Genomic DNA, 25088 nt, shown 5'->3' with positions numbered 1-25088 from the left:
CCCCCCAATACCGCTACATTTTTACCAATCCATGCTTACTTTCGGAGAATGGACTGGCGGTTTCTATAAAATGGCGAACCTTCTTCAACGGCAGCCAAATTGAACGACACTGGTGATTGTGGGTTATCGTATCATGAAAAGCTTGCCATAGTCTGATCAGTAATTGAATAACTGTAATCCTGTGACTTTTGGCTATACAAGTTGGAGTCAGTTGGTTGAGAGTACTCATAACCGATATTATTGAGAACCGTGAACAAGGCCGGGAACCCTTTCCGGGATTGTGAGGGGTTGAGCAAGCCTACCGGCGCGGTAGTATTTTTACACCAGCTGGGAACAGTTTGAAGACCAGAGCCTCGTTTAGGATTATGTCCATTGTTGGAGGGTAAGATCACAAAGAGATTACACCCGAACAATGGTCAAAAGTCTCTGATGAAATTCAGCATAAACTTCAATTACAATGCGTTTAGTTCTTCCTTCCTTATCATTATCGCTTCGTCTCTATTTAGAAAACCTTTACCTCGACATTTTCTACAATTCCTTATAGTAATTTTTGTACAGTCCGGACAGTCAAAGGAGTCGAAAACATCGATGTCAATTTTTGAATAAATGTTATTCAAAACATAGCCATTCCCCATACAGACAGGACAAGACTGTGCACCCAATACTTGAACACCTTCACAAAGAGGGCATTCAATATATGTACGACCAGGATTCACATTTCGTTTTTTCTTGGGGATAAGTTTAATATACTGCTCAAAATATTTTTTAACTGCTCTATATACGTCCTTTCTATCTTCAGTCGATTGAAAAAGTTCCGGGTCAATTCTAAGTCTCATCATCCCCGTCTGTTTCAAAACAATCAGATCCTTTTCTTTATCACTGACAATTCCCCATGAATTAGTGTGTTCAGGATGCCCATCATATTCAAGTCCAATTTTAGCAATGATTTCATTTGTATCTGAGTCATATAATTCAATTATTAAATCGTTTGAAAGGCTTTTTTTGGTTTTTGGATTGTAAACCTTTTTCTGAAGATGAAAATTTACAGAGTAACATCCATGAACACCATTTATTACGACATTAGTTCCTGAGATATTTTTAAATCTTAATGGTTTAAAATAAGACATAACGTATGCAATAAATGTTGTCTCCGGGGCGGATGAAATTTTGTTGTTAGATTTGAAATTAAATAAATAATCAGATAGATTTTTATTATTAAGTATCGCATCCATTTCTGAGAGACTTAGGCATACTATAGTTCTTTTTTTCTTTTCCATATTTAATTCACCTGAAAATAATTTTTATTTAACTTCTATTAATATCTTCAAGCAACATATCTTTTAAATTTTCTACGCTTAAGGCTTCACTGCTGCGATGTATCATTGCATGACAGTTGGGACAAAGGGGAACCATATCAGTAATTGGATTTACCACGTAGTCCTCACCTACCGTATGCAGCGGTTTGATATGGTGCACGTGGATAAAGCCTTTGCCGTGTTCACCATAGACTTTCTCAAAGTCGAAGCTGCAACACTTACAGGAAGTACCGTGATGGTCAATGCAAGCCTGTCGTGCTCGTGGATCACGCTCGTAAGAGTTTACTGTAACCTGCTTTTTTGCACCTTCTGCGTAATTCTCAGGTGCGGGAATTTCATCGGGAAACGAGTTAGGTAAGAAGTCGGCATACCATACTGTTCCTTCTTTTCGTAGAAAACGCTTTTCAAGTTTAGGGGTAAAACTTTTGATAACGGCAACATCTCGATCTTCGTCGTTTCGCCCCTGCTCCATATCAAAGGTGAAAAAGTCATAACCTTCGGCAATCAATTGGATGTGTTCAATAGCTTGAACGTATCCCAAGTTCTTTCTTGTCTTGCCATCTACCACTTTGGTTTTCCACCGCTCTCGGAGTATTACAGACCTTTCCTGTTCTCTCTGTACATCCCATGCGCCAAAAATCACCATCTTCTTTGCGTGATTAACGAATGACCAACTCCATGTCCAGTTCCTGCAAGTAGCCCCATGTGACTGGATGAATTGTTTTCTGTTCATGTCCATCTCCCTTTTAAGTATTTCTTTGTACATAAAAAATGTACGAGTGATCCAGCACTTTATATAGTTTTCTGACAGCACCAGCATAAGGGGATTTGAGCAATTAGAGGTTAGTATGAAACCGGGCTTGAACAGGCCGGGGCAAACGAGCAAATCGAAGTGCGGTAGTTACTCACGAATAATTACCAAATCACTTTAAGTACTTCAATTGTAGGTACTGTTGTCTGCTTGAGCAAAGCGAGTGCAATCAATCCCTGCGGGTTTTCAGGGGGATTACCGGAAAGGATGATGCTTTTCTTCCCCAGACCGGACAAAGACCGGATGCTGCCTTGCTGTGATCAATTCACCAGCCAGGTATACTTGTTGGAAATAGTGTTTTTTGGTAGCGTGAAGACCAGCAGACGTTGGCACAGTGACCGGAGGGGTGAGCCGCTAAAGGGAAATGCTCAGGCTGGATGGAAGAGGCCGAGTGGCGGTAACTGTGGCTAAGACGACCAGAAATCTACCGGAACCTCAGAAAGCAAAAAACCAGCCCTAGGCTGGTTTTTCTAAATAGTGGTGCCCGGACTCGGAATCGAACCAAGGACACGGGGATTTTCAATCCCCTGCTCTACCGACTGAGCTATCCGGGCAACGGGGCGCATTAAACCCGATCTACCCTCTGCCGTCAACGATATTTGTTAATTTCGCTACTGACCGCATACTCTGTCGCCATTTCGCTGCAATATCAGGCAAAAAACGCAGTCCACAGGGCAGAGAGCGGCATGGCGATCACCAGCGCAGGCAGCATATTCACCACCGCAAACATCTTGATCCCACAGATCCTCAAACCCGTCGCCAGCAGCAGCAGGCCACCGACGGCGGTGAAGTCAGCCATCATTGCCGGGGTTGTCAGCGGCAGTATCAGCGTGGCGCAGGTTGCCAGGGCGAGCTGGATAAGCAGCATCGGCACGCAGATGGCGGCGACGGCAATACCGAGTGTGGTCGCAAAGATGGTGGCGGTAAAGAAATCGAGAAAGGCTTTCGCGATCAGTATGCTCGGATCTCCGGTCATTCCTTCCTGCATCGAACCAAAAATTCCCGTACCGCTGGCGCAGAACAGAATAATGATGGCCACATAGTTCTGGATAAACGCGTCGTGACCGCCGCCTTTCTGTTTACCCCGCGAGAGCAGATTTTTCGCTCTGCTGACGGCACCATTAATACCCTTCTCCAGATAGCAAAACTCGCCAATCAGCGCTCCAAGCAGCGTTGCCAGCACCATTACCGGCAGGTTGGCGCACTTGATAACCAGCAGAATACCAATACCTAGTGAGGCCAGGCCGAAGATCGAGGGCATGGAGGAGCGAATACGCTCCGGTAATCGCTGGCTCAGCACGGCGCCCAGCACGCCGCCCAGCAGCACCGCACCTGCGTTAATAAATGGTCCAATAACCACTGCGAACTCCTACTATTTACTCATTGATATTGCATTATTATTACTCTTTTCAGTGAGTAATCGCCAAATGTAATGACGTATTTTGCATAAAGATTCCTTCTTGCACCACCTTATGAAAGGTGACATTATTGCGCGAATTTTCTTCTCTCAGATACGGGGCCGCCCATGAACAGATCTTCTCTCGCTGTGCGAATGGCTGGCCGTATCGACACATCTTATTCTACGCTCACCATGCGGTGAGGGTAACGCAGGCTCACTGCAGGACAACAGTAAAACCAGACGCGTTCTGTTTTTACTGATGTCTGGCGGTCGGAGCTGAACTCCGGTCAGACACATTCGTTGGGCAGGGGGACTCCCTGTCCGGGGCTTTTTCTCGCCTTGCACGGGTATTTGCGCTTATGAAATCAATGAAAATTGCCGTCAGCCGCGAGCTGGCGTCCGCCTTATCCACGCACCGGGAAGTGGTGACGCTGGATAACACAGATTTTACGGATGTGGCGGCAGTCGTCATTACCGTCGCTGACAGTCACAGCGGCATCCTCGCGTTACTGAAACGCACCGGTTTCCATCTGCCTGTCTATATGTTCTCAACAGAGCCTGTAGAAGCCCCTGCGGGTGTCGATGCGGTAATCGACGGCAAAGCGCAGGAGTGGTTAGAGCTGGAAGCCGCCGCCTGTCGCTACGAAGAGAACCTGTTGCCGCCGTTTTTCGACACCCTCACTCAGTACGTGGCGATGGACAACAGCACCTTTGCCTGTCCGGGGCACCAGCACGGCGCGTTCTTTAAGAAGCACCCTGCAGGGCGTCAGTTTTTCGATTTCTTCGGTGAGAACGTCTTTCGTGCCGATATGTGCAACGCCGACGTGAAGCTTGGCGATCTGCTGATCCACGAAGGTTCCGCCAAACATGCGCAAAAGTTCGCGGCGAAAGTGTTTAACGCCGACAAAACCTACTTCGTTCTCAACGGCACCTCGGCCGCCAACAAGGTGGTGACCAATGCGCTGCTGACCCGTGGCGATCTGGTGCTGTTCGACCGCAACAACCATAAGTCCAACCATCATGGCGCTCTGATCCAGGCCGGTGCCACGCCGGTTTATCTCGAAGCAGCCCGCAACCCGTTTGGCTTTATTGGCGGCATTGATGACTGCTGTTTTGACGAGGCCTACCTGCGGGAGCTGGTCCGTGAAGTCGCTCCGGAAAAAGCCCGTGAAGCGCGTCCGTTCCGCCTGGCGGTGATCCAGCTCGGCACCTATGACGGCACCATCTATAACGCCCGCCAGGTGATCGACAAGATTGGCCAGCTCTGCGACTACATCCTGTTTGACTCCGCGTGGGTGGGTTACGAGCAGTTTATCCCGATGATGGCGGACAGTTCGCCGCTGCTGCTGGAGCTGAACGCCAACGATCCGGGGATCTTTGTCACCCAGTCGGTGCACAAACAGCAGGCCGGGTTCTCCCAGACTTCGCAGATCCATAAAAAGGATAACCATATCCGCGGCCAGGCGCGTTTCTGCCCGCATAAGCGGCTCAACAACGCCTTCATGATGCACGCCTCTACAAGCCCGTTCTACCCGCTGTTTGCGGCCCTCGACGTGAACGCCAAGATCCACGAAGGGGAGAGCGGACGTCGGCTGTGGGCAGAGTGCGTTGAGCTGGGCATTGAAGCGCGCAAGGCGATTATTGCCAACTGTAAGATGATTAAGCCGTTTATCCCGCCGGTCGTGGCCGGACGTCCGTGGCAGGATCACCCAATCCACGCGATTGCCAGCGAACTGCGCTTCTTCAGCTTTGAACCGGGGGCGAAATGGCACGGCTTTGAGGGCTATGCCGACCAGCAATACTTTGTCGATCCCTGTAAACTGCTGCTGACCACGCCGGGCATCGACGCCGAAAGCGGCGAATATACCGATTTTGGTATTCCGGCGACCATTCTGGCGCACTACCTGCGTGAGAAAGGCATTGTTCCGGAGAAGTGCGATCTCAACTCCATTCTCTTCCTGCTGACCCCGGCGGAGAGCGCCGAAAAAATGGCGCAGCTGGTGGCAATGCTGGCCCAGTTTGAGCAGCACATCGAAGATGATACCCCGCTGGCGGATGTTCTGCCGACCATCTGGAACAAATATCCGGTGCGCTACCGCGACTACACGCTGCGCCAGCTCTGCCAGGAGATGCACGATCTGTATGTCAGCTTTGACGTGAAAGATCTGCAGAAGGCGATGTTCCGCAAAGAGAGCCTGCCCACCGTGGTGATGAACCCGCAGGATGCCAACCAGGCCTTTATTCGCGGTAACGTCGAACTGGTACGCATCAGCGAAGCCGAAGGGCGCATCGCGGCGGAAGGGGCGCTGCCATACCCGCCGGGCGTGCTGTGCGTGGTACCGGGTGAACTCTGGGGCGGCGCGGTGCAGCGTTACTTCCTGGCGCTGGAAGAGGGCGTCAATCTGCTGCCCGGTTTTTCACCGGAACTGCAGGGCGTATACAGCGAGAAGGATGCGGACGGGATTAAGCGTTTGTACGGCTATGTACTGAAGTAAAAAAAATCCCCCTCCGCAGGGAGGGGGACTTAACCGATTAATGCGCGACGGTTTGCGCACCTGTTGGGGTACGAACATGTTTGTACTTGAACAGCACCATGAACGCGAAAGCCAGTACCAGTGAGTAGCCTGCGAAGATCAGCCACACCGGCTGCCAGTTAGTAATACCGTTAGTGGTATACATCTCCACAACCTTGCCGCTCACCACGCCGCCGAGAATACAGCCGAAGCCGTTGGTCATCATCAGGAACATGCCCTGGGCGCTGGCGCGGATTTCCGGACGAACCTCTTTTTCCACGAACACGGAACCGGAGATGTTGAAGAAGTCGAAGGCGCAGCCGTAGACAATCATCGACAGAACCAGCAGCACGGTACCGAAGGCAGACGGGTCACCGTAGGCGAACAGACCAAAGCGCAGCATCCACGCGAAGATACTGATCATCATCACGTTCTTGATGCCGTAGCGGCTCAGGAAGAACGGGATGGTCAGGATGAACAGTGTTTCGGAGATCTGGGAGATCGACATCATCACCGAGGCATGTTCAACGATAAAGCTCCCGGAGAACATCGGGTCGTTATCAAAGCTGTGCAGGAAGGTGTTGCCGAACATGTTGGTGATCTGCAGCTCCGCACCCAGCAGCATGGAGAAGATGAAGAAGATCGCCATGCGTTTGTTTTTGAACAGCGCGAACGCGTCCAGGCCGAGCATGGAGCTCCAGCTCTGGTTTTTCTGCTGGTTAGAGACCGGAATGTGCGGCAGCGTCAGGGTGAACAGCGTCAGCACCAGAGACAGCGCAGCACCGATGTAGAGCTGCATATGGCTCAGTTCGAAGCCTGCGAAGCTCACGCCCCACATCGCCATGATAAAGCCGATGGTGCCCCAGATACGGATCGGTGGGAAGTCGGTCACGATATCCATACCGGCGTTTTTCAGACGGTAGTAGGAGATGGTGTTGATAAGCCCCAGCGTTGGCATATAAGCCAGCGAGTTAAGCAGGATCACCATAAACATCGCCCCTGGCGTGGTGACTTCGGCCGCCATAAACAGCGTACCCGCCCCCACCAGATGACAAAGCGCATAGACCCACTTCGCGCTTATCCATTTGTCCGCCACGATCCCGAGCAGCGTCGGCATCAGGACAGCGGCAATGCCCAAAGAGCTATAGACAGCGCCGATAGAGGCACCGTCGAATTTGAGCGTGACAAACATGTAGGAGCCGAGCGTGGTCAGCCAGCTCCCCCACAGACAGAACTGCAGAAACGACAAGATTTTAAGCTGCAGCTTAAGGTTCATGTTACTTTCCTCACAAGAGAGCGGGCTGTATGTTGGTGTAGAAACATTTGGGTTTTGGATTTGATGCAATTCTATCAGCGAGTGGCGTTAAGTTTTGTTACCTCCCGCAAAAAAATGCAATCCACATTAATTTGCAGTTTGGATTGTGATGCAAATAACAATTTCGTATGGATAAAGCGGGCGGTCAGGAATGAAGGATTACCCTCTCCACAACGGAGAGGGTAAAAAAAGTCACACTACTTTCTACGATAGCTCTTCTGAGCCGTATTGACCTTATAGAGGTAGCGGCGGGACTCTGCGGAAGGGTGACGGGTGGTGAGGGTCTGATAAACATCCCCCGGCGACATGCTGTTGATGATGCTCGCCGCCTTGATTTTATCGTTGGAGAAGACGCGCAGCACGCTGCCTGCGCCACCGTTATAGGCGGTGATCACCGCGTAGCGACGCGAGGTCGGGTTATCAATGCCGCCCAGGTAAACGTTATTCAGCATCGCCAGATAGGCGGTGCCGGTATCGATGTTGCTTGCGGGATCGAACAGATAGCTGCGGCTCGGGGTGCCGGAACGCCCCTGCGAGCGGAACACGTCTTTGCCGGCGCTGTGCTGCACAACCTGCATCAGGCCCAGGGCGTCGGAACGGCTTACCGCGTAAGGGTTAAACGACGACTCCGTCTGCATAATCGCCAGGATCAGCGACTCATCCACACCGTATTTACGCGAGGCCTGGCGTACCATCCCGACATATTTATGCGCACGCTTATCGAGGTGGTTCGGCACCAGGTTAATGGTTACGCTGTAGATCACGCGCAGGCCGTTGCTGCGGCTTTTCAGGCGCGTCTGCAGGAGGTAGTTAGCAAAGTTGTTGGCGCGGCCTTCCCAGCGAATGGACTGGCCGGTCTGATCCACCACCTGACCATAGAGGAACGGCTCTCTGGAGATAGTGATATCGTCGGCGTCGGAGTAGAGATCGATAGAGCCCGGATCGTCGCCCATCAGCAGGGTTTTAACGATCGCCTGACGCAGTCGTCCGGCAGGATCGGTCCCGGCGATGGTCTCGACGGTGATAGTCCCTTCGTCAAAGTTGATGTGGCTGCGGGTCTGGTAGCCGTCGGTGTACTTAACGTAGTCCTTGGGACCGGCGATCAGAACTTCGTTAAAACCCCATATGTTTTCGATGTTATGGGCGAACTGCCCCATCAGAATGTCAAAACCGTTGGTGTCCTTTACCCAGGCTTCGTTATAGCTATCGCCTTTATTACTGGAGGAACACGAAACAAGTAACGGTGCAACAAGAGCAAGCGCTAAAAATTTTTTCATCATTCCGGGAGTGCGTGTTGTGTTTGTTCCGGGGCTGTTTTCGCCGGGCAAGCGTAGCGCCACCCGGCATCAGACGCTGGGTATTATTTTTCTGGCGGCGTATAACCTTCGATGTGCACCTCTTTCCCTTCAAACAGGAAATTGACCATCTCTTCTTCGAGCTGTTTACGGTGTTCAACGTTCATCATGTTGAGCTTGCGCTCGTTAATCAGCATGGTTTGCTTGTGCTGCCACTGCGCCCACGCTTCTTTTGAGATCTCGTTATAGATGCGCTTACCCAGATCGCCCGGATAAAGCTGGAAGTCCTGACCTTCTGCTTCACGTTGCAGGAAGGTGCAAAAAATTGTTCTGGCCATACTGATTCCTCTTTGTCGCCCGGAGCTAAACCGTTGCTCCGACACGTAATTGCTGTAACAGGCGCTCTACGGGAGCCGCCAGACCCACTGATGGCGGTTGCGCTAAGTTATACCAGAGAGCGCTGCCTTCATCCATGCACGCCGTGAATGAGGACACGGGAAGCCACATCGGCACAATATCCAGATGGAAATGGCTGAAGGTGTGGCGAAACGCGGTGAGCTGCACAAGAGTATCGGCGCTAATGCCGCGCTGCGCCAGCCAGTCGCGAAGTCCGGCCTCATCCTCAAACTGCGGGAAGCAGAACAGTCCGCCCCATAATCCGCTTGGAGGACGCTGGGCGAGGTACACGGTCTCCTCGCGCTGCATCAGCAGAAAATAGCCGGTACGCTCTGGCAGGGTCTGCTTCGGCTTTTTACCGGGATATTGCGCCCACGACTGGTTAGCATAGGCCACGCACAGATTATTGAGCGGGCAAAGTTCGCATTTAGGTTTCGAGCGGGTGCAGACCATCGCCCCTAAATCCATCATCGCCTGGTTAAAACGTTCAACCCCTCTGGCGGGCGTCACCGCTTCACTGATTTCCCACAGGCGTTTTTCCACCTCTTTTTTGCCCGGCCAGCCGCTGACTGCGTAGCAGCGCGCCAGCACGCGTTTCACGTTGCCGTCGAGAATAGGGAAATGTTTGCCCAGCGAAAGGGAGAGGATCGCCCCGGCGGTGGAGCGCCCGACGCCCGGCAGGGCGGCCACTTCATCGAAGGTTTCGGGGAAGATGCCACCGTGCAGCGACACCACCTGCTGGGCGGCTTTGTGCAGATTGCGGGCGCGGGCGTAATAGCCCAGCCCGGTCCAAAGATGCAGCACTTCGTCCAGCGGGGCGTTGGCCAGATCGGTGACCGTCGGGAAACGCGCCATAAAGCGCTCAAAATAAGGGATAACCGTCGCGACCTGCGTTTGTTGCAACATCACCTCTGAGAGCCATACTTTGTACGGTGTTTTTTCAGTTTGCCAGGGCAGGGTTTTACGCCCGTATTTGTCGTACCAGTCCAGCACCTGGGCTGAAAATTGAGAGGCTTGCATGGTCTTCGCTTTGCGGTATCAGGGACGCAGATTGCAGCACAGCGGCATGCGACTGTAAACCGGATCTTTCCCATGCTTGCATCCGGTCATTAACTTTGGATAATGCCCGTTTCCCGAACATTCTCACAAGCAGACTACTCTTTTATGAAAAACGACGTCATATCACCGGAATTCGATGAAAACGGCCGCCCGCTGCGCCGTATTCGCAGCTTCGTCCGCCGTCAGGGGCGCCTGACAAAAGGGCAGCAGCACGCGCTGGATAACTACTGGCCGGTGATGGGCGTTGAGTTCACCGAACAGCCGCTCGACTTTGTTGAACTCTTTGGCCGCGATGCGCCGATTACGCTGGAGATCGGTTTCGGTATGGGCGCTTCGCTGGTCACGATGGCCAAAGCGCGCCCGGAGCAGAACTTCCTCGGTATTGAGGTACACTCACCGGGCGTAGGCGCTTGCCTGGCGACGGCTCATGAAGAGGGCGTCGAGAACCTGCGCGTCATGTGTCACGACGCGGTAGAAGTGCTGCACAAGATGATCCCTGACAATTCTCTGAACATGGTTCAGCTCTTTTTCCCTGACCCATGGCACAAAGCGCGTCATAATAAACGCCGTATCGTTCAGGCACCGTTTGCCGAACTGGTCAAAAGCAAGCTGAAGCTGGGTGGTGTTTTCCACATGGCGACCGACTGGGAACAGTATGCGGAACATATGCTGGAAGTGATGTCAGGTCTCGACGGGTATAAAAACCAGTCGCAGAGCAACGACTATGTGCCGCGTCCTGAATCACGTCCGGTAACCAAATTTGAACAGCGTGGCCATCGTCTTGGTCACGGCGTATGGGATTTAATGTTCGAGAGGGTGAAATAATGGCAAAGAACCGTAGCCGTCGTCTGCGTAAGAAAATGCACATCGACGAGTTTCAGGAAATTGGTTTTTCGGTTGCATGGCGTTTCCCGGAAGGCACCAGCGTAGAAAAAATTGATGAAGACGTGGATGCGTTCATCAATGAAGTGATCGAGCCGAACAAACTGGCGTTTGACGGCAGCGGCTACCTGGCGTGGGAAGGGTTGATCTGCAAACAGGAGATCGGCCAGTGCACAGAAGAACACCAGGCCATCGTGCGTAAGTGGCTGGAAGACCACAAATTCGAAGAGGTGCGCATCAGCGAACTTTTCGACATTTGGTGGGACTAATAGAGCATCAGGGGCCAGCAATTGCTGGCCCATTTTGTATGAGGGAGAAGATATGATGCGCAAAACGCTGCTCGCTGCGGCTTTAATGACCACGGCCCTGACTGCTCACGCAGAGTACAAATGCGAAGTCACGCCGCGCGACGATGTGATCCTCAGTCCGCAAACCGTGCAGGTAAAAGGTGAGAACGGCAACCTGGTGATCACCCCTGATGGCAACGTGATGTTCAACGGCAAGCAGTACCAGCTCAGCGCCGCCCAACGTGAACAGGCGAAAGATTACCAGGCCGATCTGCGCAGCGCGCTGCCGTGGATCGACGAAGGCGCGCAGACCCGCGTGGAAAAAGGCCGTGTGGCGCTGGATAAGATCATCGCTAAAGAGGTAGGGGAGAGCAGCAACATGCGCTCGCGCCTGACCAAACTGGACGCGCAGTTAAAAGAGCAGATGAACCGCATTATTGAGCATCGTACCGATGGCCTGACGTTCCACTACAAGGCGATCGATCAGGTGCGCGCCGACGGGCAGCAGCTGGTAAACCAGGCGATGGGCGGCATTTTGCAGGACAGCATTAACGAGATGGGCGCCAAAGCGGTGCTGAAGGGCGGCGGCAACCCACTGCAGGGCGTGCTGGGTAGCCTGGGCGGTCTGCAAACCTCTATTCAGAACGAATGGAAAAACCAGGAAGCTGATTTCCAGAAATTCGGTAAAGACGTGTGTAAACGGGTGGTTTCGCTGGAAGAGAGCCGCAAGGGGCTGGTGGGATCGCTGAAGTAGGTTGGTGCGGTCTGGGCCCCTCACCCTAGCCCTCTCCCCAAAGGGGCGAGGGAACAGTCGGGAGCCTGTGGCAAGTACATCGCTGGTTTTCTCCCTCTTTCCAGAGGGGCGAGGGAACAGTATGCTGCACTGCTTTTCTCCCTCTCCCTTTCAGGGAGAGGGCCGGGGTGAGGGTAGAAGTATTTGCAGAGTAGCCAATATTTTTTCCAACCCCTTCTTCATTGTCCCAAAACCGAATCACCAGCCAGGCGGTTCTCTGCTGGTCAGTTAGGTTGGTGCGCTCTGGGCCCCTCACCCTAACCCTCTCTCCAGAGGGGCGAGGGAACAGTATGCTGCACTGGTTTCTCCCTCTCCCTTTCAGGGAGAGGGCCGGGGTGAGGGTAGAAGTGTTTGCAGGGTCGCCAGTATTTTTTCCAACACCCCTTCCTCGTTATTCCAGAGTTCGTTATTCCGGAACCGAATCACCAGCCAGCCTTTTTGATTCAGCCAGACAGTTCTCTGCCGGTCATATTCTTCTCTTTCGTCGTGCTGCCCCCCATCCAGCTCAATAGCCAGACGAGCCTCGCAACAAACGAAATCCAGAATGTAATTCCCAACAGGATGCTGGCGACGAAATTTATAGTGAGCGAACCGACGACTGCGTAACAGATACCAGAGTCGTCTCTCTTCTGTGGTCAACTCACGGCGGAGCCGTTTTGCGTAAGAACGAATAATTTCCATCCCCACACTCTGCCAGCTTTTCCCTCAGCCAGCAGAACGGGATGCAAAATCCTGAATCAGGCTTCAGGATTCTTCGGCGAGGAAAAGCTCGAGAAGGGAGTTTAAGAACAGTTTGCCATGCTCGGTGATCTGCCAGAAATCTGCGCACTCGGTTAGATACCCCTGCGCCAGCGCCTCGTCAATCTGCGGGCGAATCACCGATTCCGCTAACCCGGTATACAGCGTAAACTCCGCGCGCGGTGCGGCTTCCAGCAGGCGGAAGCGGTTCATAAAGAACTCGAACGGCTTATCTGCGGCTTCGACATCATGGCTGCGCTCAAGATAGCGTCCTTCCATATAGCCGCGCGGATGGCGGGTTTTGGCCGTGCGCAGAATACGCCCGTCCGGGAATGTCACTTTGCCGTGTGCGCCACATCCAATGCCCAGGTAGTCGCCAAAACGCCAGTAGTTCAGGTTGTGCTGACACTGGTAGCCCGGCTTGGCATAGGCCGAAGTTTCGTACTGCTGATACCCGGCGGCGGTCAGAAGCCTGTGGCCCTGCTCGAAAATATCCCACAGCGCGTCATCATCAGGCAGTACCGGGGGACGCGACCCGAACAGCGTGTTCGGCTCAATGGTCAGTTGATACCACGAGAGGTGCGGCGGATTCAGCTCAATGGCCTGGCGCAGATCGTCCAGCGCCTCTGCCAGAGACTGATCCGGCAGGCCGTGCATCAGGTCGAGGTTGAAGCTGCGTAGCCCCAGCCCGGTCGCGAGATGGGCGGCGCGCTTCGCCTCATCCGGGCCATGAATTCGGCCCAGACGCTTTAACTTTGGCTCGCTGAAGCTCTGCACGCCAATGGAGATACGGTTCACCCCGGCGCGCTGATACTCCACAAAACGGTCGGCCTCAACCGTCCCCGGATTGGCCTCCATGGTAATTTCTGCATCCGCTGCCAGACTGAGGCGCGCACGCACGCCATCCAGCAGCGTCTGCATCGCCGGGCCTGAGAGCAGGCTCGGCGTACCGCCACCGATAAAAATGGTCTTAACTTCACGTCCCTGCGCGTAAGCGACGTCAGCGTCCAGATCGGCAAGCAGATGCTGAACGTAATCGTCATTAGGCACTTCGCCTTTCAGCGCATGCGAGTTGAAATCGCAGTACGGGCATTTCTGCACGCACCACGGGATGTGAATATAAAGACTCAGGGGTGGCAAATTAGCCATTACGTAATGCTTCCAGTAACAGTTTCAGGGCGCGTCCACGGTGGGAGATCGCGCTTTTTTCTTCGCGGGTCAGTTCCGCAGCGGTTTTGCCCTCGGTCGGGACAAAGAAGATCGGGTCATAGCCAAAGCCGCCGTTGCCAGCCGCCTCGCGGGCGATGACACCCGGCCAGCTGCCGTGGCAGACAATCGGCGTTGGGTCTTCGGCATGGCGCATATAGACCAGCACGCAGTGGAACTGTGCCTTGCGCTGTTCGTCCGGTACGTCCTTAAGCGCGTCCAGCAGCTTTTCAAGGTTCTGCTGGTCGGTGGCATCGACGCCGGAATAGCGGGCGGAGTAAATTCCTGGCGCACCGCCAAGCACGTCCACTGCCAGCCCGGAGTCGTCGGCAATGGCCGGCAGGCCGGTGACCTGCGCGGCATGGCGCGCCTTCAGAATGGCGTTTTCGATAAACGTCAGGCCGGTCTCTTCGGCAGAGTCCACGCCCAGCTCGGTCTGGGCAACCACGTCCAGACCAAAATCATTTAACAGCGAGGCCAGCTCGCGCACTTTACCGGCGTTACCGGTAGCGAGAACAACTTTTTGCATGTGTTAATCCTGTTGTATTAGTGCCGCGACTTCCGTCGGGATATGTTGCGGATTAAGAATTTTGACCTGCTTGTGGCGTCCCAGTTCACCCTTCTCGATCAGCACATGGCCTTTCGCGACGCGAAACTGCTTCGCCAGATACTTCACCAGGTGGGCGTTCGCCTGGCCGTCCACCGGGGGCGCGGTGATGGCGACTTTTACTTCGTCGCCATGCAGCCCGATAATCGAATCACGGCTGGCTTTCGGCTGAATATACAGCCGTAAAACCAGCCCGTCGGCGCAAGTGCTGACCGCACTCATAACGCCATCCACAGCCCCGGCAGCAGCACGTTGCCTGTGGACTGCAGCAGTTCAGCGATACCCATATTGATGACGTACAGCAGCAGCACGAGGATCATCGGGGAGAAGTCGATCCCGCCCATGGCTGGCAGCAGATTACGAATCGGGCGCAGCAGCGGGTCGGCGAGCTGAATCAGGGAGTATTCCACCGGGCTACGGCCCTGGCTTACCCAGCTCATGATCGCCATCAGCAGCAGCACCCAGAAAATCAGCAGGCCGATGGTTTTTATCAGGATCAACACCGCTGCGATCCAGATGATCGGCTGGAAGGTGATGACCATAAACAGCACGATCGCTTTTACCACGCACAGGATCAGCGCAATCAGCAGAGAGGCGCTGTCAATAGGCCCCATCGGCGGGATCACCCGGCGCAGCGGCCCGACAATCGGTTGGGTGACTTTCACGACAAACTGCGAGAAGGGGTTATAAAAATCACAACGGGCCCACTGCATCCAGACGCGTAACAAAAGCACCATCGTATACAGTTCAATGACCGTTGAGAGCAGGAAGGTCAACGTCTTCATGGCGTTCCTCAGGTTTCCTTATTATTGGGTGTAATCGCGCGCGCCGAAAATAGCTGTCCCGATGCGCACCATGGTGCTGCCAGCTGCAATCGCGGCAGCCATATCGTCCGTCATGCCCAGTGAAAGCGTGTCGACCGTTGGGAAGCGTGTTTTAAGCGCCTCAAATGCTACAGCCATTTGCCGGGCTACGGCAAACTGCCTGTCGTAATCTGACTCCGGGGCCGGGATCGCCATTAACCCGCGAAGCGTAAGGCCAGGCAAGGCTGCCACCTGTTCCGCCAGCTGATCAAGCTCTTCCAGCGCAATACCGGATTTGCTGTTCTCATCGCTAATGTTAATTTGAATCAGCACGTTAAGCGGCGGCATCTCTGCCGGGCGCTGTTCGCTCAGACGGGTGGCGATGCGCAGTCGATCGACGGTATGACACCAGTCGAAATGCTCCGCCACCAGCCGGCTTTTGTTCGACTGCAGGGGCCCAATAAAGTGCCACTGCAGATCCGCGGCGCCTGCTTCCCGGAAGTGGCGAATCTTTTCCACCCCTTCCTGCACGTAATTTTCACCGAACATGCGCTGGCCTGCGTCAATCGCTTCTGCGATGGCGCTCGCAGGTTTGGTTTTACTGACTGCAAGCAACGTAACTTCTTCTGAAGCACGGCCGCAACGCGTTGCTGCGGCTGAGATTTTGTCCCTGACCTGTGCCAGGTTATGCGCAATGTCGTTCATTTTCCGGGGATCATTAAATGGATATGGAAGAAATTGTGGCCCTTAGTGTAAAGCATAACGTGTCGGATCTACACCTGTGCAGTAACGCGCCACCACGCTGGCGGCGGCGCGGGAAAATGGAATTCGCCCCTTTTCCGGGACCGGATGTCGCCATGCTGCTAAAAAGCTGGCTCAGCGATGAGCAGCAGGGAGCCTGGTGCGCCCAGGGACAGGTGGATTTTGCCGTCGCGCTGGAGCACCACCGGCTGCGGGCCAGCGCCTTTGCCCATACGCAAGGCTGTTCGCTGGCGCTGCGGCTGCTTGCAGAGCAGTGTCCGCAGCTGCGAACCCTGGGCACGCCGCGGGCGATACCCGAGCTGCTGACCAACGATAACGGCCTGATTCTGGTGACCGGGGCCACCGGCAGCGGCAAATCCACCACCCTTGCGGCCATGGTCGATTTTCTCAATCACCACAGCGACGGGCATATTCTGACTCTGGAAGATCCGGTGGAGTTTATCCATCAGAGCAAGCGCTGCCTGGTACAGCAGCGGGAGATTGGCCTGCATTGTCCGTCGTTTGCCGACGGGCTACGAGCGGCCCTGCGTGAAGATCCGGATGTGATCCTGCTGGGCGAACTGCGTGACAGCGAGACGATCCGCCTTGCGCTCACCGCCGCCGAGACGGGGCATCTGGTGCTGGCGACTCTGCATACCCGGGGCGCGGCTCAGGCGGTAGAGAGGCTGGTGGATGCTTTCCCCGCCCAGGAAAAAGAGCCGGTACGTAAACAGCTGGCGGGCAGCCTGCGCGCCGTGCTGGCGCAAAAGCTCGAAAGGGATAACCAGCAGGGTCGCGTCGCGCTGTTTGAGCTGCTGGTGAATACCCCTGCCGCCGCGAATTTGATCCGTGAAGGTAAAACTTATCAACTGCCCGGCGTGATCCAGATCGGGCAGCAGGCGGGCATGCAGAATTTCGATCAGAGCCTTGCCGAGCGCCGGGCACAGGGGCGGCTGTAATGCATTAGCGGCAGCAGAGAATGGCTTCGCGGCCTTGTTTCCTTCGGTACGGGCGCTAAAATCGACTTTCTGATTGCACTGATTGAAGCGGCTATGTCATCACAACCGAACCAAAGTCTTATCGACGGCATTCGCTGTCTGCAGTATCTGGTTTCCAGCGGCCGCGCCATCGGCTGCCGTGAACTCGCACGACTGATGGGGATTAACACCACCCGTGTTAACCGTTTGCTGATGACGATGGCCTCCATTGGCCTGACCATGCAGGACGATCATCGTCGCTATCTTCCCGGCCCCGGCATTCATGCCCTGGCGGCGCAGTCCATCCGTGGCTCTGAGCTCTTCTCCCGGGCGCTGCCCCGGCTGGAGCGCCATGCGCCGCGCGACATCGTGGTGGCGCTGGGGGTTTTGTGGGAAGACCAGGTTATCTATATCTGGCACTCCGTTCCCGGCAGCCAGACCAGCCAGGCGCTGGCCGGTTTCCACATGCTGCCTGCCTGGCAATCGGTGATTGGTATGTCGCTGCTGGCGAGCGAAACGGATGAAGCGCTAATCCCTCGCTTTACGCCCGAGCAGTGGCAAAACCTGGCCCCACATGTGGCCCAGCAGCGCGAGCAGGGGCATGTGATCTGGCATCACGACGACGGTGAAGTGTCGATGGCGCTGCCCGTGGGCGCGCATCATGCCGCGCTGGCGTTTGCCGGTATGTGGAATATTGACGATGCGAGCGTCCGGACGCGTCTTACTGAACTGACCGCGCTCAATGCCACGCTGCTGGCGGAATAAACGTGATTTGCCCGGGGAACCGGGCAAAGGGAAGGGGGATCAGTAACCCTGCTCGAAGAAACTCTCAAGGATAACCACGGCGGAGGCGGAATCGACGCTGCCTTTGTTAAGCGCGCGGAAACCGCCATGCTCAAACAGACCGGCGCGAGCTTCTACCGTGCTTAACCGTTCGTCGTGCAGCTTAATCGCCACTCCAAAACGGCCATGAATTTTATTGGCAAAATTGCGCGCCCGGGCAGTTAATGGCTGTTCGGTGCCATCCATATTCAGCGGTAAGCCGACAATGACGACATCCGGCTGCCACTCTTTCAGCAGTCGTTCAATCAGGTTCCAGTCCGGGGTGCCGTTTTGCGCTTTCAGCGCCGTCAGCGGACGAGCGGTGCCGGTAATGCGCTGGCCGATTGCCACGCCGATACTTTTGGTGCCGAAATCAAAGGCGAGAAGCGTGCCGCTCATCAGGCATGCCCCGCTACGCCAGGCATGGTCTGGATATCAATGCCAATCAGCTTAGCCGCATCACGCCAGCGATCGGCGATCGGGGTTTTAAACAGAATGTTCAAGTCTGCCGGGGCGGTGAGCCAGGCATTATCCAGGATCTCCTGCTCAAGCTGACCTTTTTCCCATGAGGAGTAACCGAGCGCCACCAGCACATCGGCAGGCTGCTTTTCTGTGCCCAGCGTCTCCAGCACGTCACGGGAGGTGGTCACAACGGTATTGTCAGAGATACGGATGCTGGAGGAAAAACCTGGCGGCGTATGCAGGATAAAGCCGCGATCTTCTGCCAGCGGGCCACCGAGCATTACCGGTTTGTCGAGACGAATTTCAGGCACACGTTCGTCCTGGGAAATTTTCAATTTTTCCAGAATGCCTTCAACAGAAAGATTTTCCAGCGGTTTATTGATGATAATCCCCATCGCGCCTTCTTCGCTGTACTCGCAGATATAAACGACGGAACGGCGGAAAATCGGGTCCTGGAGAGCAGGCATGGCAATAAGAAAGTGATGCTGTAAATTCATTGTCAGAGGTTCTGTTTCCTGGTTTAAAAAGCGACAGCACCCAGTATGCGGACAAAACCCGATACTGTCACTATACACTTCGCCCTTCACGCTGCCTCTGCGTTGGCTGCGCCTTCGGACCCCAGTCACATAGTTGTCTATGCTCCTGGGGATCCTCAGGCTTGCCGCCTTGATGCAACATGAATGGCTGTGTGTATAAATATGGGAGCTATTACTGCTTCAGCCGTTTTTCGATGGCATCCATCAGCATGCCGGTAATAGATACCGGGAACTCAGCTTCGATTTCACGAATACAGGTCGGGCTGGTGACGTTCACTTCCGTCAGGCGGTCGCCAATGATGTCGAGACCTACGAAAATCAGCCCCTTGGCTTTTAACAGCGGACCCACGCGGCGGGCAATTTCCCAGTCGCTTTCGGTCAGCGGACGCGGTTCGCCACGGCCACCGGCCGCCAGGTTACCACGGGTTTCGCCGCCCTGCGGAATACGCGCCAGGCAGTAAGGCACCGGCTCGCCGTCCACCACCAGCACGCGCTTGTCGCCGTCGACAATCGCCGGAATATAGTTCTGCGCCATGCAGTAGCGGGTGCCATGCTCGGTCAGGGTTTCGGCGATAACGCCCAGGTTCGGATCACCCTCTTTGACGCGGAAGATAGAGGCGCCGCCCATGCCGTCCAGCGGCTTCAGGATGATATCGCCGTGTTTCTGCCAGAAGGCTTTCAACTGGGCTTTGTTGCGCGTCACCAGCGTCTCTGGCGTCAGGTCGGAGAACCAGGCGGTGTAGAGCTTCTCGTTACAGTCGCGCAGGCTCTGCGGTTTGTTGACGATCAGCGTACCTTTCTCTTCTGCGCGCTCAAGAATATAGGTGCAGTAGATGTATTCGGTGTCGAACGGCGGATCTTTACGCATCAGGATGACGTCGAGTTCGGCCAGGGGCAGATCCTGCTCGGAACCGAACTCATACCATTTATCGTAATTCTGCTCGACGTTGACGATGCGGGTGCGGGCCCGCGCTTCGCCGTTAATCAGATACAGGTCGCTCATCTCCATATAGTGGAGCTGGTAGCCGCGACGTTGCGCTTCCAGCAGCATAGCGAAGCTGGAATCTTTCTTGATATTGATGCTTGTGATGGGATCCATCACGATGCCGAGCTTGATCATTGTCTTCTCCGTTAATGCTTCAACCTAAATCGCCAAAACGCACCTGCAGGGCAGTGATGGCGGTTAGCGCGGTGGTCTCAGTACGCAGAACGCGGGGTCCCAACAGAATATCAGTAAACTGGTAGCGTGCGGTCATGGCGATCTCATCCGCCGACAGGCCGCCTTCCGGGCCAATCAACAAGCGCACGCGCTCAATCGGCAGCGGCAGGGTATTGATGCTGGCGCTGGCGCGAGGGTGAAGGTTGAGCTTCAGACCCTGTTCCTCTTCGGCACACCAGTCTTCAAGATCCATCGCCGGGCGGATCTCCGGGACGCGATTGCGGCCACACTGCTCACAGGCGGCAATGGCGATTTTTTGCCACTGCTGGAGCTTCTTATTCAGACGTTCAGCATCCAGTTTAACGCCGCAGCGCTCAGAAAAAAGTGGCGTAATGAGGCTTACACCCAGTTCGATCGATTTCTGGATAGTGAATTCCATTTTTTCGCCGCGCGACATCACCTGGCCTAAATGGATATGCAGCGGTGATTCACGATCGTCGATTTCGCCACGCACGATGCTGACGTGCACGCTTTTCTTATCGGCGCGGATGATATTCGCGTCAAAAACCTGGTTTGAACCATCAAACAGCTGAATGGCCTGGCCTGTGCCCATGCGCAGCACGCGGCCCACGTGGTTGGCGGCCTCTTCAGACAGGGCAATCTCGCTGCCTGCGGCGATCGGTTCAGGGTGATAAATACGGGGAACGCGCATAGTCAAAGAATTCCATAAATAGCAGGACCCGGCTCGGTCTATCCCCTCTCCCCTATGGGGAGAGGGTCAGGGTGAGGGGTATACACTTAAAGAAACAGTTGCCGCTAGTGTAGGTTAGCTCTTTTGCGCCTGGCAAGCGCGCTGGACGTAAGGGTTGTGATTCCCCTGCACTTTGGCAATGCGCTCGTCGCGCTCGCACTCCCAGGCGGTCACCGGATAGAGTTTATTCCAGGCGTTGAAGAGCTGGGTTTGCTGGCGGGAGAGGTTGAGGCTATAGCGATCGCGCATATAGAAGTAGGTGCGGGCGATGCTGCCGCGTGCGCGGGCCGGGGGCTCGGCAAGCTTCTCTTTGAAATCGACCTTCATCGCACACTGGCCGTACTGGCCTTCGCCGCCGTTCCACTGGCTGTACATAAAGTTGCCGCGATCGCCATTCACCTCGCCCACGGCGGGTTGCAGGTTATGCATGTCGCTCTCAATCTGGCGATAAACCGGGTCTTTGGCGCAGTTTTTACGCCCGCCATCCTGCCAGCACTGGCGCTGGTGGCCGAACTGCCAGGCCGGGACCACATGTTCCCATTCAATGCGGCTGGCGCGGTTTTCATTTTTACGCACTTTGTAGCCGCAGGACGCCAGGTCCACGACCCCTTTTTTGCCCTGCCAGTTAATTTTGCAGCCACAGTAAAAATCGCCCGCGACGTCGGCATTGACCTTCACGCCAGCGGCTTTTGCCTGAGAGAAACTGTTGATACCTTCGGCCAGCGCATGGCCTGAGAACGCCGTCGTCAGAAACGCGACCGCGAGAGAGAAATTACGGGACATGGTCAACTCCGTGTCAAAACGAGCCCGCAACGTAACGAAAGTTGTTCCTGTATGCAATCAGGCAGATCAGGAATGTTCCTGATAGTTCTGTCGCTTACCCGGCAATAAGCGGTTCACCGCATTTCACGCAACGGTAGGTCGCTTCGCCGCGCACGACACGGTTATGACGACGCACCGTGAGCTGGTGCTGCTGACACTGGCAGCGGTAGGGGAACGTATTGCGGCGAACGGAATCAAGCTCGAACTGGTGGGTCCGACGAGCAGGCACGCCCAGCACCGCTTCCATCATCCATTTCCACTCTTTGCCGTGCGGCGCCACGCGGCCAAAGTGCTTCCACACCAGCAGATGCGCCAGCTCGTGCGGTACCACTTCGTCGATAAAGGCCTGCTGGTTTTCCAGCATTAAAACGGGGTTGAGGCGGATCTCATACGCATCCAGCCAGGCGGTGCCTGCTGCGGTGCCGCGCTGCTGCCAGACCAGCTTAGGTTCAGGGTAGTTCCGGCCGAGCTTCAGGTTGGCCTGGGCCAGTTTGTCGCGCAGGCTGCACATGGCGGCTTGCTGAAGCGCAATGGGGAGACGGGGTGTTTTCATAGGGGCAGAGCATAAAACGTGCGGCGGGGCGGTGCAAGGGGCTTCCTCCGCGAGGGAGGAAGCCGGAAGGATCAGTCGTGAGCGCCAATTTCGCGCAGGGGACGACCTTTCATCAGGTTGCGTTCGATATGTTCCAGCGAAACGTGTTTAGTTTCAGGAACCAGCCACAGGGTCAGGACGATAAACAGCAGGTTCAGACCGCCGTACACCCAGAAGGTGTTGGCGTTACCCAGCGTATCGAGCATGGTCAGGAAGGTTGCGCCGACAATCATGTTGGCGATCCAGTTAGTGGCGGTGGAGCAGGTGATACCGAAGTCACGGCCTTTCAGCGGCTGGATCTCAGAGCAGAGTACCCAGATCAGCGGGCCTGCGCTCATCGCAAAACCAACGATAAACATCAGCAGCATCCCAACGGCCACATACTGCAACTCAGGGGACTCGATGCCCACATGTAGCATGGTACCCAGCACGCCCATGCCGACGGCCATCACCAGGAAGCCCAGCGTCAGGGTCGGTTTACGGCCCCAGCGATCCACCAGACCGATGGCGATAAAGGTTGCCAGCACGTTGGTCAGGCCGACAATCACGGTGCCCCACATCTGCTGGGTGGTGTTGCTATAACCCGCCAGCTCAAAGATTTTCGGCGCGTAATACATGATGACGTTCATCCCGGTGAACTGCTGCATGATCTGCAGCAATACGCCAAGGAACACCGCCCGACGGAAGTTGCTGTTCTCTTTAAACAGCGCCCAGCCGCTCTGTTTTACCTGCAGGCTTTCGCGGATCTCTTCCAGCTCACGCTTCGCTTCGGCGCTGGTGTCGCGCAGGCGCAGCAGCACCCGTTCCGCATCGTTAAAGCGGCGTTTGGCCGCAAACCAGCGCGGGCTGTCAGGCAGGAAGAAGACGCCAATCAGCAGCAGCACCGCCGGGATAATGATCACCCCCAGCATCCAGCGCCATGCGCCGCTGTAGCTGAAGGCGGTGTCAGAAAGATAGGCCCCGAGAATACCGATAGTGATCATCAGCTGGTACATGGAGATCATGCTGCCGCGGATTTTCTCCGGCGCAATCTCCGACAGGTACAGCGGCGCGGTATAAGAGGCCACACCCACCGCCAGGCCCAGCAGCACGCGGGAGGCAATCAGTACTTCCACGTTCGGTGCCGCGGCGGAAAAGAGCGAGCCGGCGACAAACAGGATCGCGCCAATCATCAGGCTCTTTTTACGCCCGAGCTTGAAGGAGAGCCAGCCGCTGCCGACCGCCCCGACCGCCGCCCCAAACATCATTGAGCTCACCACCCACTCCTGGGTGTGGGAACTGATCTGGAATTCATCGGTAATGAACGGCAGGGCACCGGCAATTACGCCGATATCCAGACCAAACAGTAATCCTGCCAGTGCTGCGAGGAAGCAGACGAAGAATGTCATCGTCTTATTGGACGTCCGCCCCTTTTTTTTATTATCAGGCATCAAGCCCTCCGGTTAGTTTTATGTTTTTGAATGTAAAGATTTGAATGGGATACTGTAAAAGTATGTGAGAGGGGCGAGACAAACAAAGAGAGTATTCCGAAAGGGCTGCGCTTTTCTCGCGGTGAGAGCGTTTTCAGACAGGGGTAATGAGGCAGAAAAACAAAAAGGCCAGCACGCGGCTGGCCTCATTAAAGCTTTGTCAGTCGATTATTTCAGACCGGCAGCTTCACGCAGCTGAGCGGCTTTGTCGGTTTTTCCCATGGGAAATGTTCGCGACCAAAGTGACCGTAAGCAGCGGTTTCTTTGTAGATCGGGTGCAGCAGATCCAGCATCTGAATCAGGCCGTATGGACGCAGGTCGAAGAACTCGCGTACCAGCAGGGTCAGCTGCTCGGTTGCCACTTTTTCGGTACCGAAGGTTTCAACCATGATAGAGGTGGGTTCTGCCACGCCGATGGCGTAGGAAACCTGGATCTCACAGCGGTCAGCCAGGCCAGCCGCAACGATGTTTTTCGCAACATAACGTGCCGCGTAGGCTGCAGAACGGTCAACCTTAGACGGATCCTTACCGGAGAATGCGCCGCCACCGTGACGCGCCATGCCGCCGTAGGTATCAACGATGATCTTACGACCGGTCAGACCGCAGTCGCCCATTGGTCCACCGATAACAAAGCGGCCCGTTGGGTTGATGAAGTATTTGGTTGAAGCGTTCAGCCACTCGGTTGGCAGAACCGGCTTGATGATCTCTTCCATCACTGCTTCCTGCAGGGATTTCTGGTCGATATCCTCAGCGTGCTGAGTGGACAGAACCACCGCGTCAATGCCGACAATTTTGCCGTCGTCGTACTGGAAGGTGACCTGGCTTTTCGCATCCGGACGCAGCCACGGCAGGGTGCCGTTTTTACGCACTTCAGCCTGACGCTGCACCAGACGGTGAGCATAGGTGATTGGCGCTGGCATCAGCACGTCGGTTTCGTTGGTCGCGTAGCCAAACATCAGGCCCTGGTCGCCCGCGCCCTGTTCCAGCGGATCGGCACGGTCAACGCCCTGGTTGATGTCAGGGGACTGTTTGCCAATCGCGCTCAGGACGGCGCAAGAGTTGGCATCAAAGCCCATATCAGAATGCACATAGCCGATTTCACGCACGGTGTTACGGGTGATCTCTTCGATATCAACCCATGCACTGGTGGTGATTTCACCGCCAACCATAACCATGCCGGTTTTGACATAGGTTTCACAGGCTACGCGCGCCTTTGGATCCTGCTCGAGGATCGCATCCAGCACCGCATCGGAGATTTGGTCAGCAATTTTATCAGGATGTCCTTCTGATACGGACTCGGACGTAAACAGGTGTTTTGCCATGTTTTAATTTACCTA

At 55.0% G+C, this 25088-nt stretch carries 26 protein-coding genes, 1 tRNA gene and 2 pseudogenes; 6 read left to right on the top strand and 23 right to left on the bottom strand.

What is annotated here, in order from left to right:
- Positions 1 to 13 precede the first annotated feature (13 nt).
- The 5 genes and pseudogenes from K5I40_RS16885 to K5I40_RS16865 form a co-directional block, all read right to left on the bottom strand.
- Positions 14 to 154 (bottom strand): annotated as a pseudogene (locus K5I40_RS16885) (IS630 family transposase); the annotation flags it as partial.
- Between the two features lie 298 nt (positions 155 to 452).
- Positions 453 to 1277, bottom strand: coding sequence for a hypothetical protein (locus K5I40_RS16880; RefSeq protein WP_223075469.1), 825 nt, complete (start codon positions 1275 to 1277; stop codon positions 453 to 455).
- A gap of 28 nt (positions 1278 to 1305) precedes the next feature.
- Positions 1306 to 2049, bottom strand: a complete 744-nt coding sequence (locus K5I40_RS16875; RefSeq protein ID WP_223075468.1) for an HNH endonuclease — start codon at positions 2047 to 2049, stop codon at positions 1306 to 1308.
- Between the two features lie 556 nt (positions 2050 to 2605).
- A tRNA-Phe gene (locus K5I40_RS16870) sits at positions 2606 to 2681 on the bottom strand.
- Positions 2682 to 2776: 95 nt separating this feature from the next.
- Positions 2777 to 3487, bottom strand: a complete 711-nt coding sequence (locus K5I40_RS16865; protein ID WP_039029786.1) for a DUF554 domain-containing protein — start codon at positions 3485 to 3487, stop codon at positions 2777 to 2779.
- Between the two features lie 398 nt (positions 3488 to 3885).
- Here K5I40_RS16865 and K5I40_RS16860 point away from each other — a divergent pair, with 398 nt between their 5' ends.
- A complete protein-coding gene (locus K5I40_RS16860; RefSeq protein WP_223075467.1) occupies positions 3886 to 6021 on the top strand; it encodes an ornithine decarboxylase in 2136 nt (711 codons plus the stop codon).
- Between the two features lie 37 nt (positions 6022 to 6058).
- Here K5I40_RS16860 and K5I40_RS16855 read toward each other — a convergent pair whose 3' ends face one another.
- The 4 genes from K5I40_RS16855 to mutY form a co-directional block, all read right to left on the bottom strand.
- Positions 6059 to 7315 carry a nucleoside permease gene (locus K5I40_RS16855; protein WP_139563597.1) on the bottom strand — a complete coding sequence of 419 codons (1257 nt, stop codon included), beginning with the start codon at positions 7313 to 7315 and terminating at the stop codon, positions 6059 to 6061.
- Between the two features lie 236 nt (positions 7316 to 7551).
- Positions 7552 to 8631, bottom strand: coding sequence for a membrane-bound lytic murein transglycosylase MltC (gene mltC, locus K5I40_RS16850; RefSeq protein ID WP_223075466.1), 1080 nt, complete (start codon positions 8629 to 8631; stop codon positions 7552 to 7554).
- 83 nt (positions 8632 to 8714) lie between these two features.
- On the bottom strand, positions 8715 to 8987 hold the full coding sequence (locus K5I40_RS16845; protein ID WP_039029789.1) for an oxidative damage protection protein: 273 nt from the start codon (positions 8985 to 8987) through the stop codon (positions 8715 to 8717).
- 25 nt (positions 8988 to 9012) lie between these two features.
- On the bottom strand, positions 9013 to 10065 hold the full coding sequence (gene mutY / locus K5I40_RS16840; RefSeq protein ID WP_223075465.1) for an A/G-specific adenine glycosylase: 1053 nt from the start codon (positions 10063 to 10065) through the stop codon (positions 9013 to 9015).
- A gap of 144 nt (positions 10066 to 10209) precedes the next feature.
- Here mutY and trmB point away from each other — a divergent pair, with 144 nt between their 5' ends.
- Genes trmB through K5I40_RS16825 form a run of 3 tightly spaced genes read left to right on the top strand, consistent with a single transcriptional unit; the run spans position 10210 to position 12027 of the window.
- Positions 10210 to 10929, top strand: coding sequence for a tRNA (guanosine(46)-N7)-methyltransferase TrmB (trmB, locus tag K5I40_RS16835; protein WP_039029791.1), 720 nt, complete (start codon positions 10210 to 10212; stop codon positions 10927 to 10929).
- The gene (locus K5I40_RS16830) at positions 10929 to 11255 is read left to right on the top strand and encodes a YggL family protein (RefSeq protein WP_039029792.1); all 327 of its coding nucleotides are present in this window, start codon (positions 10929 to 10931) and stop codon (positions 11253 to 11255) included. The genes trmB and K5I40_RS16830 overlap by 1 nt, the downstream gene beginning before the upstream one ends.
- A gap of 52 nt (positions 11256 to 11307) precedes the next feature.
- Positions 11308 to 12027, top strand: coding sequence for a DUF2884 domain-containing protein (locus K5I40_RS16825; protein WP_138370482.1), 720 nt, complete (start codon positions 11308 to 11310; stop codon positions 12025 to 12027).
- Between the two features lie 357 nt (positions 12028 to 12384).
- Here K5I40_RS16825 and K5I40_RS16820 read toward each other — a convergent pair whose 3' ends face one another.
- The 6 genes from K5I40_RS16820 to K5I40_RS16795 all read right to left on the bottom strand — a co-directional run bounded on the left by K5I40_RS16820 (position 12385) and on the right by K5I40_RS16795 (position 16125).
- Positions 12385 to 12747, bottom strand: a complete 363-nt coding sequence (locus K5I40_RS16820) for an endonuclease domain-containing protein (RefSeq protein WP_223075464.1) — start codon at positions 12745 to 12747, stop codon at positions 12385 to 12387.
- A 63-nt stretch (positions 12748 to 12810) separates the two neighbouring features.
- Positions 12811 to 13953 carry a radical SAM family heme chaperone HemW gene (gene hemW / locus K5I40_RS16815; protein WP_223075463.1) on the bottom strand — a complete coding sequence of 381 codons (1143 nt, stop codon included), beginning with the start codon at positions 13951 to 13953 and terminating at the stop codon, positions 12811 to 12813.
- Positions 13946 to 14539, bottom strand: a complete 594-nt coding sequence (locus K5I40_RS16810; RefSeq protein WP_039029796.1) for an XTP/dITP diphosphatase — start codon at positions 14537 to 14539, stop codon at positions 13946 to 13948. Before K5I40_RS16810 ends, hemW begins: the two co-directional genes overlap by 8 nt.
- 3 nt (positions 14540 to 14542) lie before the next feature.
- Positions 14543 to 14839: a DUF167 family protein YggU gene (yggU, locus tag K5I40_RS16805; RefSeq protein ID WP_039029797.1), complete on the bottom strand. Its 297-nt coding sequence runs from the start codon at positions 14837 to 14839 to the stop codon at positions 14543 to 14545.
- Positions 14836 to 15402, bottom strand: coding sequence for a YggT family protein (locus K5I40_RS16800; RefSeq protein WP_039029798.1), 567 nt, complete (start codon positions 15400 to 15402; stop codon positions 14836 to 14838). The genes yggU and K5I40_RS16800 overlap by 4 nt, the downstream gene beginning before the upstream one ends.
- A 21-nt stretch (positions 15403 to 15423) precedes the next feature.
- A complete protein-coding gene (locus K5I40_RS16795; protein ID WP_223075462.1) occupies positions 15424 to 16125 on the bottom strand; it encodes a YggS family pyridoxal phosphate-dependent enzyme in 702 nt (233 codons plus the stop codon).
- A 17-nt stretch (positions 16126 to 16142) separates the two neighbouring features.
- Here K5I40_RS16795 and K5I40_RS16790 point away from each other — a divergent pair, with 17 nt between their 5' ends.
- Positions 16143 to 17120, top strand: a complete 978-nt coding sequence (locus K5I40_RS16790; RefSeq protein WP_251929624.1) for a type IV pilus twitching motility protein PilT — start codon at positions 16143 to 16145, stop codon at positions 17118 to 17120.
- A gap of 93 nt (positions 17121 to 17213) precedes the next feature.
- Entirely contained in the window at positions 17214 to 17903 is a 690-nt protein-coding gene (locus tag K5I40_RS16785) for a hypothetical protein (RefSeq protein WP_039029801.1), read from the top strand.
- Between the two features lie 39 nt (positions 17904 to 17942).
- Here the strand turns inward: K5I40_RS16785 and ruvX are convergent, their stop codons facing one another.
- From ruvX to metK, 8 genes and pseudogenes are all read right to left on the bottom strand, one after another.
- Entirely contained in the window at positions 17943 to 18359 is a 417-nt protein-coding gene (ruvX, locus tag K5I40_RS16780) for a Holliday junction resolvase RuvX (protein WP_139563590.1), read from the bottom strand.
- Positions 18359 to 18919 carry a YqgE/AlgH family protein gene (locus tag K5I40_RS16775; protein ID WP_039029803.1) on the bottom strand — a complete coding sequence of 187 codons (561 nt, stop codon included), beginning with the start codon at positions 18917 to 18919 and terminating at the stop codon, positions 18359 to 18361. The genes ruvX and K5I40_RS16775 overlap by 1 nt, the downstream gene beginning before the upstream one ends.
- A 211-nt stretch (positions 18920 to 19130) precedes the next feature.
- Positions 19131 to 20078 (bottom strand): glutathione synthase, encoded by a 948-nt coding sequence (gene gshB, locus K5I40_RS16770; protein ID WP_138370489.1) that lies wholly within the window; start codon positions 20076 to 20078, stop codon positions 19131 to 19133.
- Between the two features lie 19 nt (positions 20079 to 20097).
- Positions 20098 to 20829 (bottom strand): 16S rRNA (uracil(1498)-N(3))-methyltransferase, encoded by a 732-nt coding sequence (rsmE, locus tag K5I40_RS16765; protein ID WP_039030109.1) that lies wholly within the window; start codon positions 20827 to 20829, stop codon positions 20098 to 20100.
- 114 nt (positions 20830 to 20943) lie between these two features.
- On the bottom strand, positions 20944 to 21651 hold the full coding sequence (endA, locus tag K5I40_RS16760; RefSeq protein ID WP_223075461.1) for a deoxyribonuclease I: 708 nt from the start codon (positions 21649 to 21651) through the stop codon (positions 20944 to 20946).
- Positions 21652 to 21745: 94 nt separating this feature from the next.
- The gene (locus K5I40_RS16755; protein ID WP_223075460.1) at positions 21746 to 22243 is read right to left on the bottom strand and encodes a SprT family zinc-dependent metalloprotease; all 498 of its coding nucleotides are present in this window, start codon (positions 22241 to 22243) and stop codon (positions 21746 to 21748) included.
- Between the two features lie 71 nt (positions 22244 to 22314).
- The gene (locus K5I40_RS16750; protein ID WP_139563588.1) at positions 22315 to 23712 is read right to left on the bottom strand and encodes a sugar porter family MFS transporter; all 1398 of its coding nucleotides are present in this window, start codon (positions 23710 to 23712) and stop codon (positions 22315 to 22317) included.
- A 207-nt stretch (positions 23713 to 23919) separates the two neighbouring features.
- A pseudogene (metK, locus tag K5I40_RS16745) lies at positions 23920 to 25073 on the bottom strand (methionine adenosyltransferase).
- Positions 25074 to 25088 lie beyond the last annotated feature (15 nt).

It is taken from the genome of Leclercia sp. LTM14 (genome assembly GCF_023736175.1).
Lineage (GTDB): Bacteria > Pseudomonadota > Gammaproteobacteria > Enterobacterales > Enterobacteriaceae > Enterobacter > Enterobacter barmai.
Note: the sequence above shows the minus strand (reverse complement) of the source record. Positions and strands in the feature narration are given on the sequence as shown.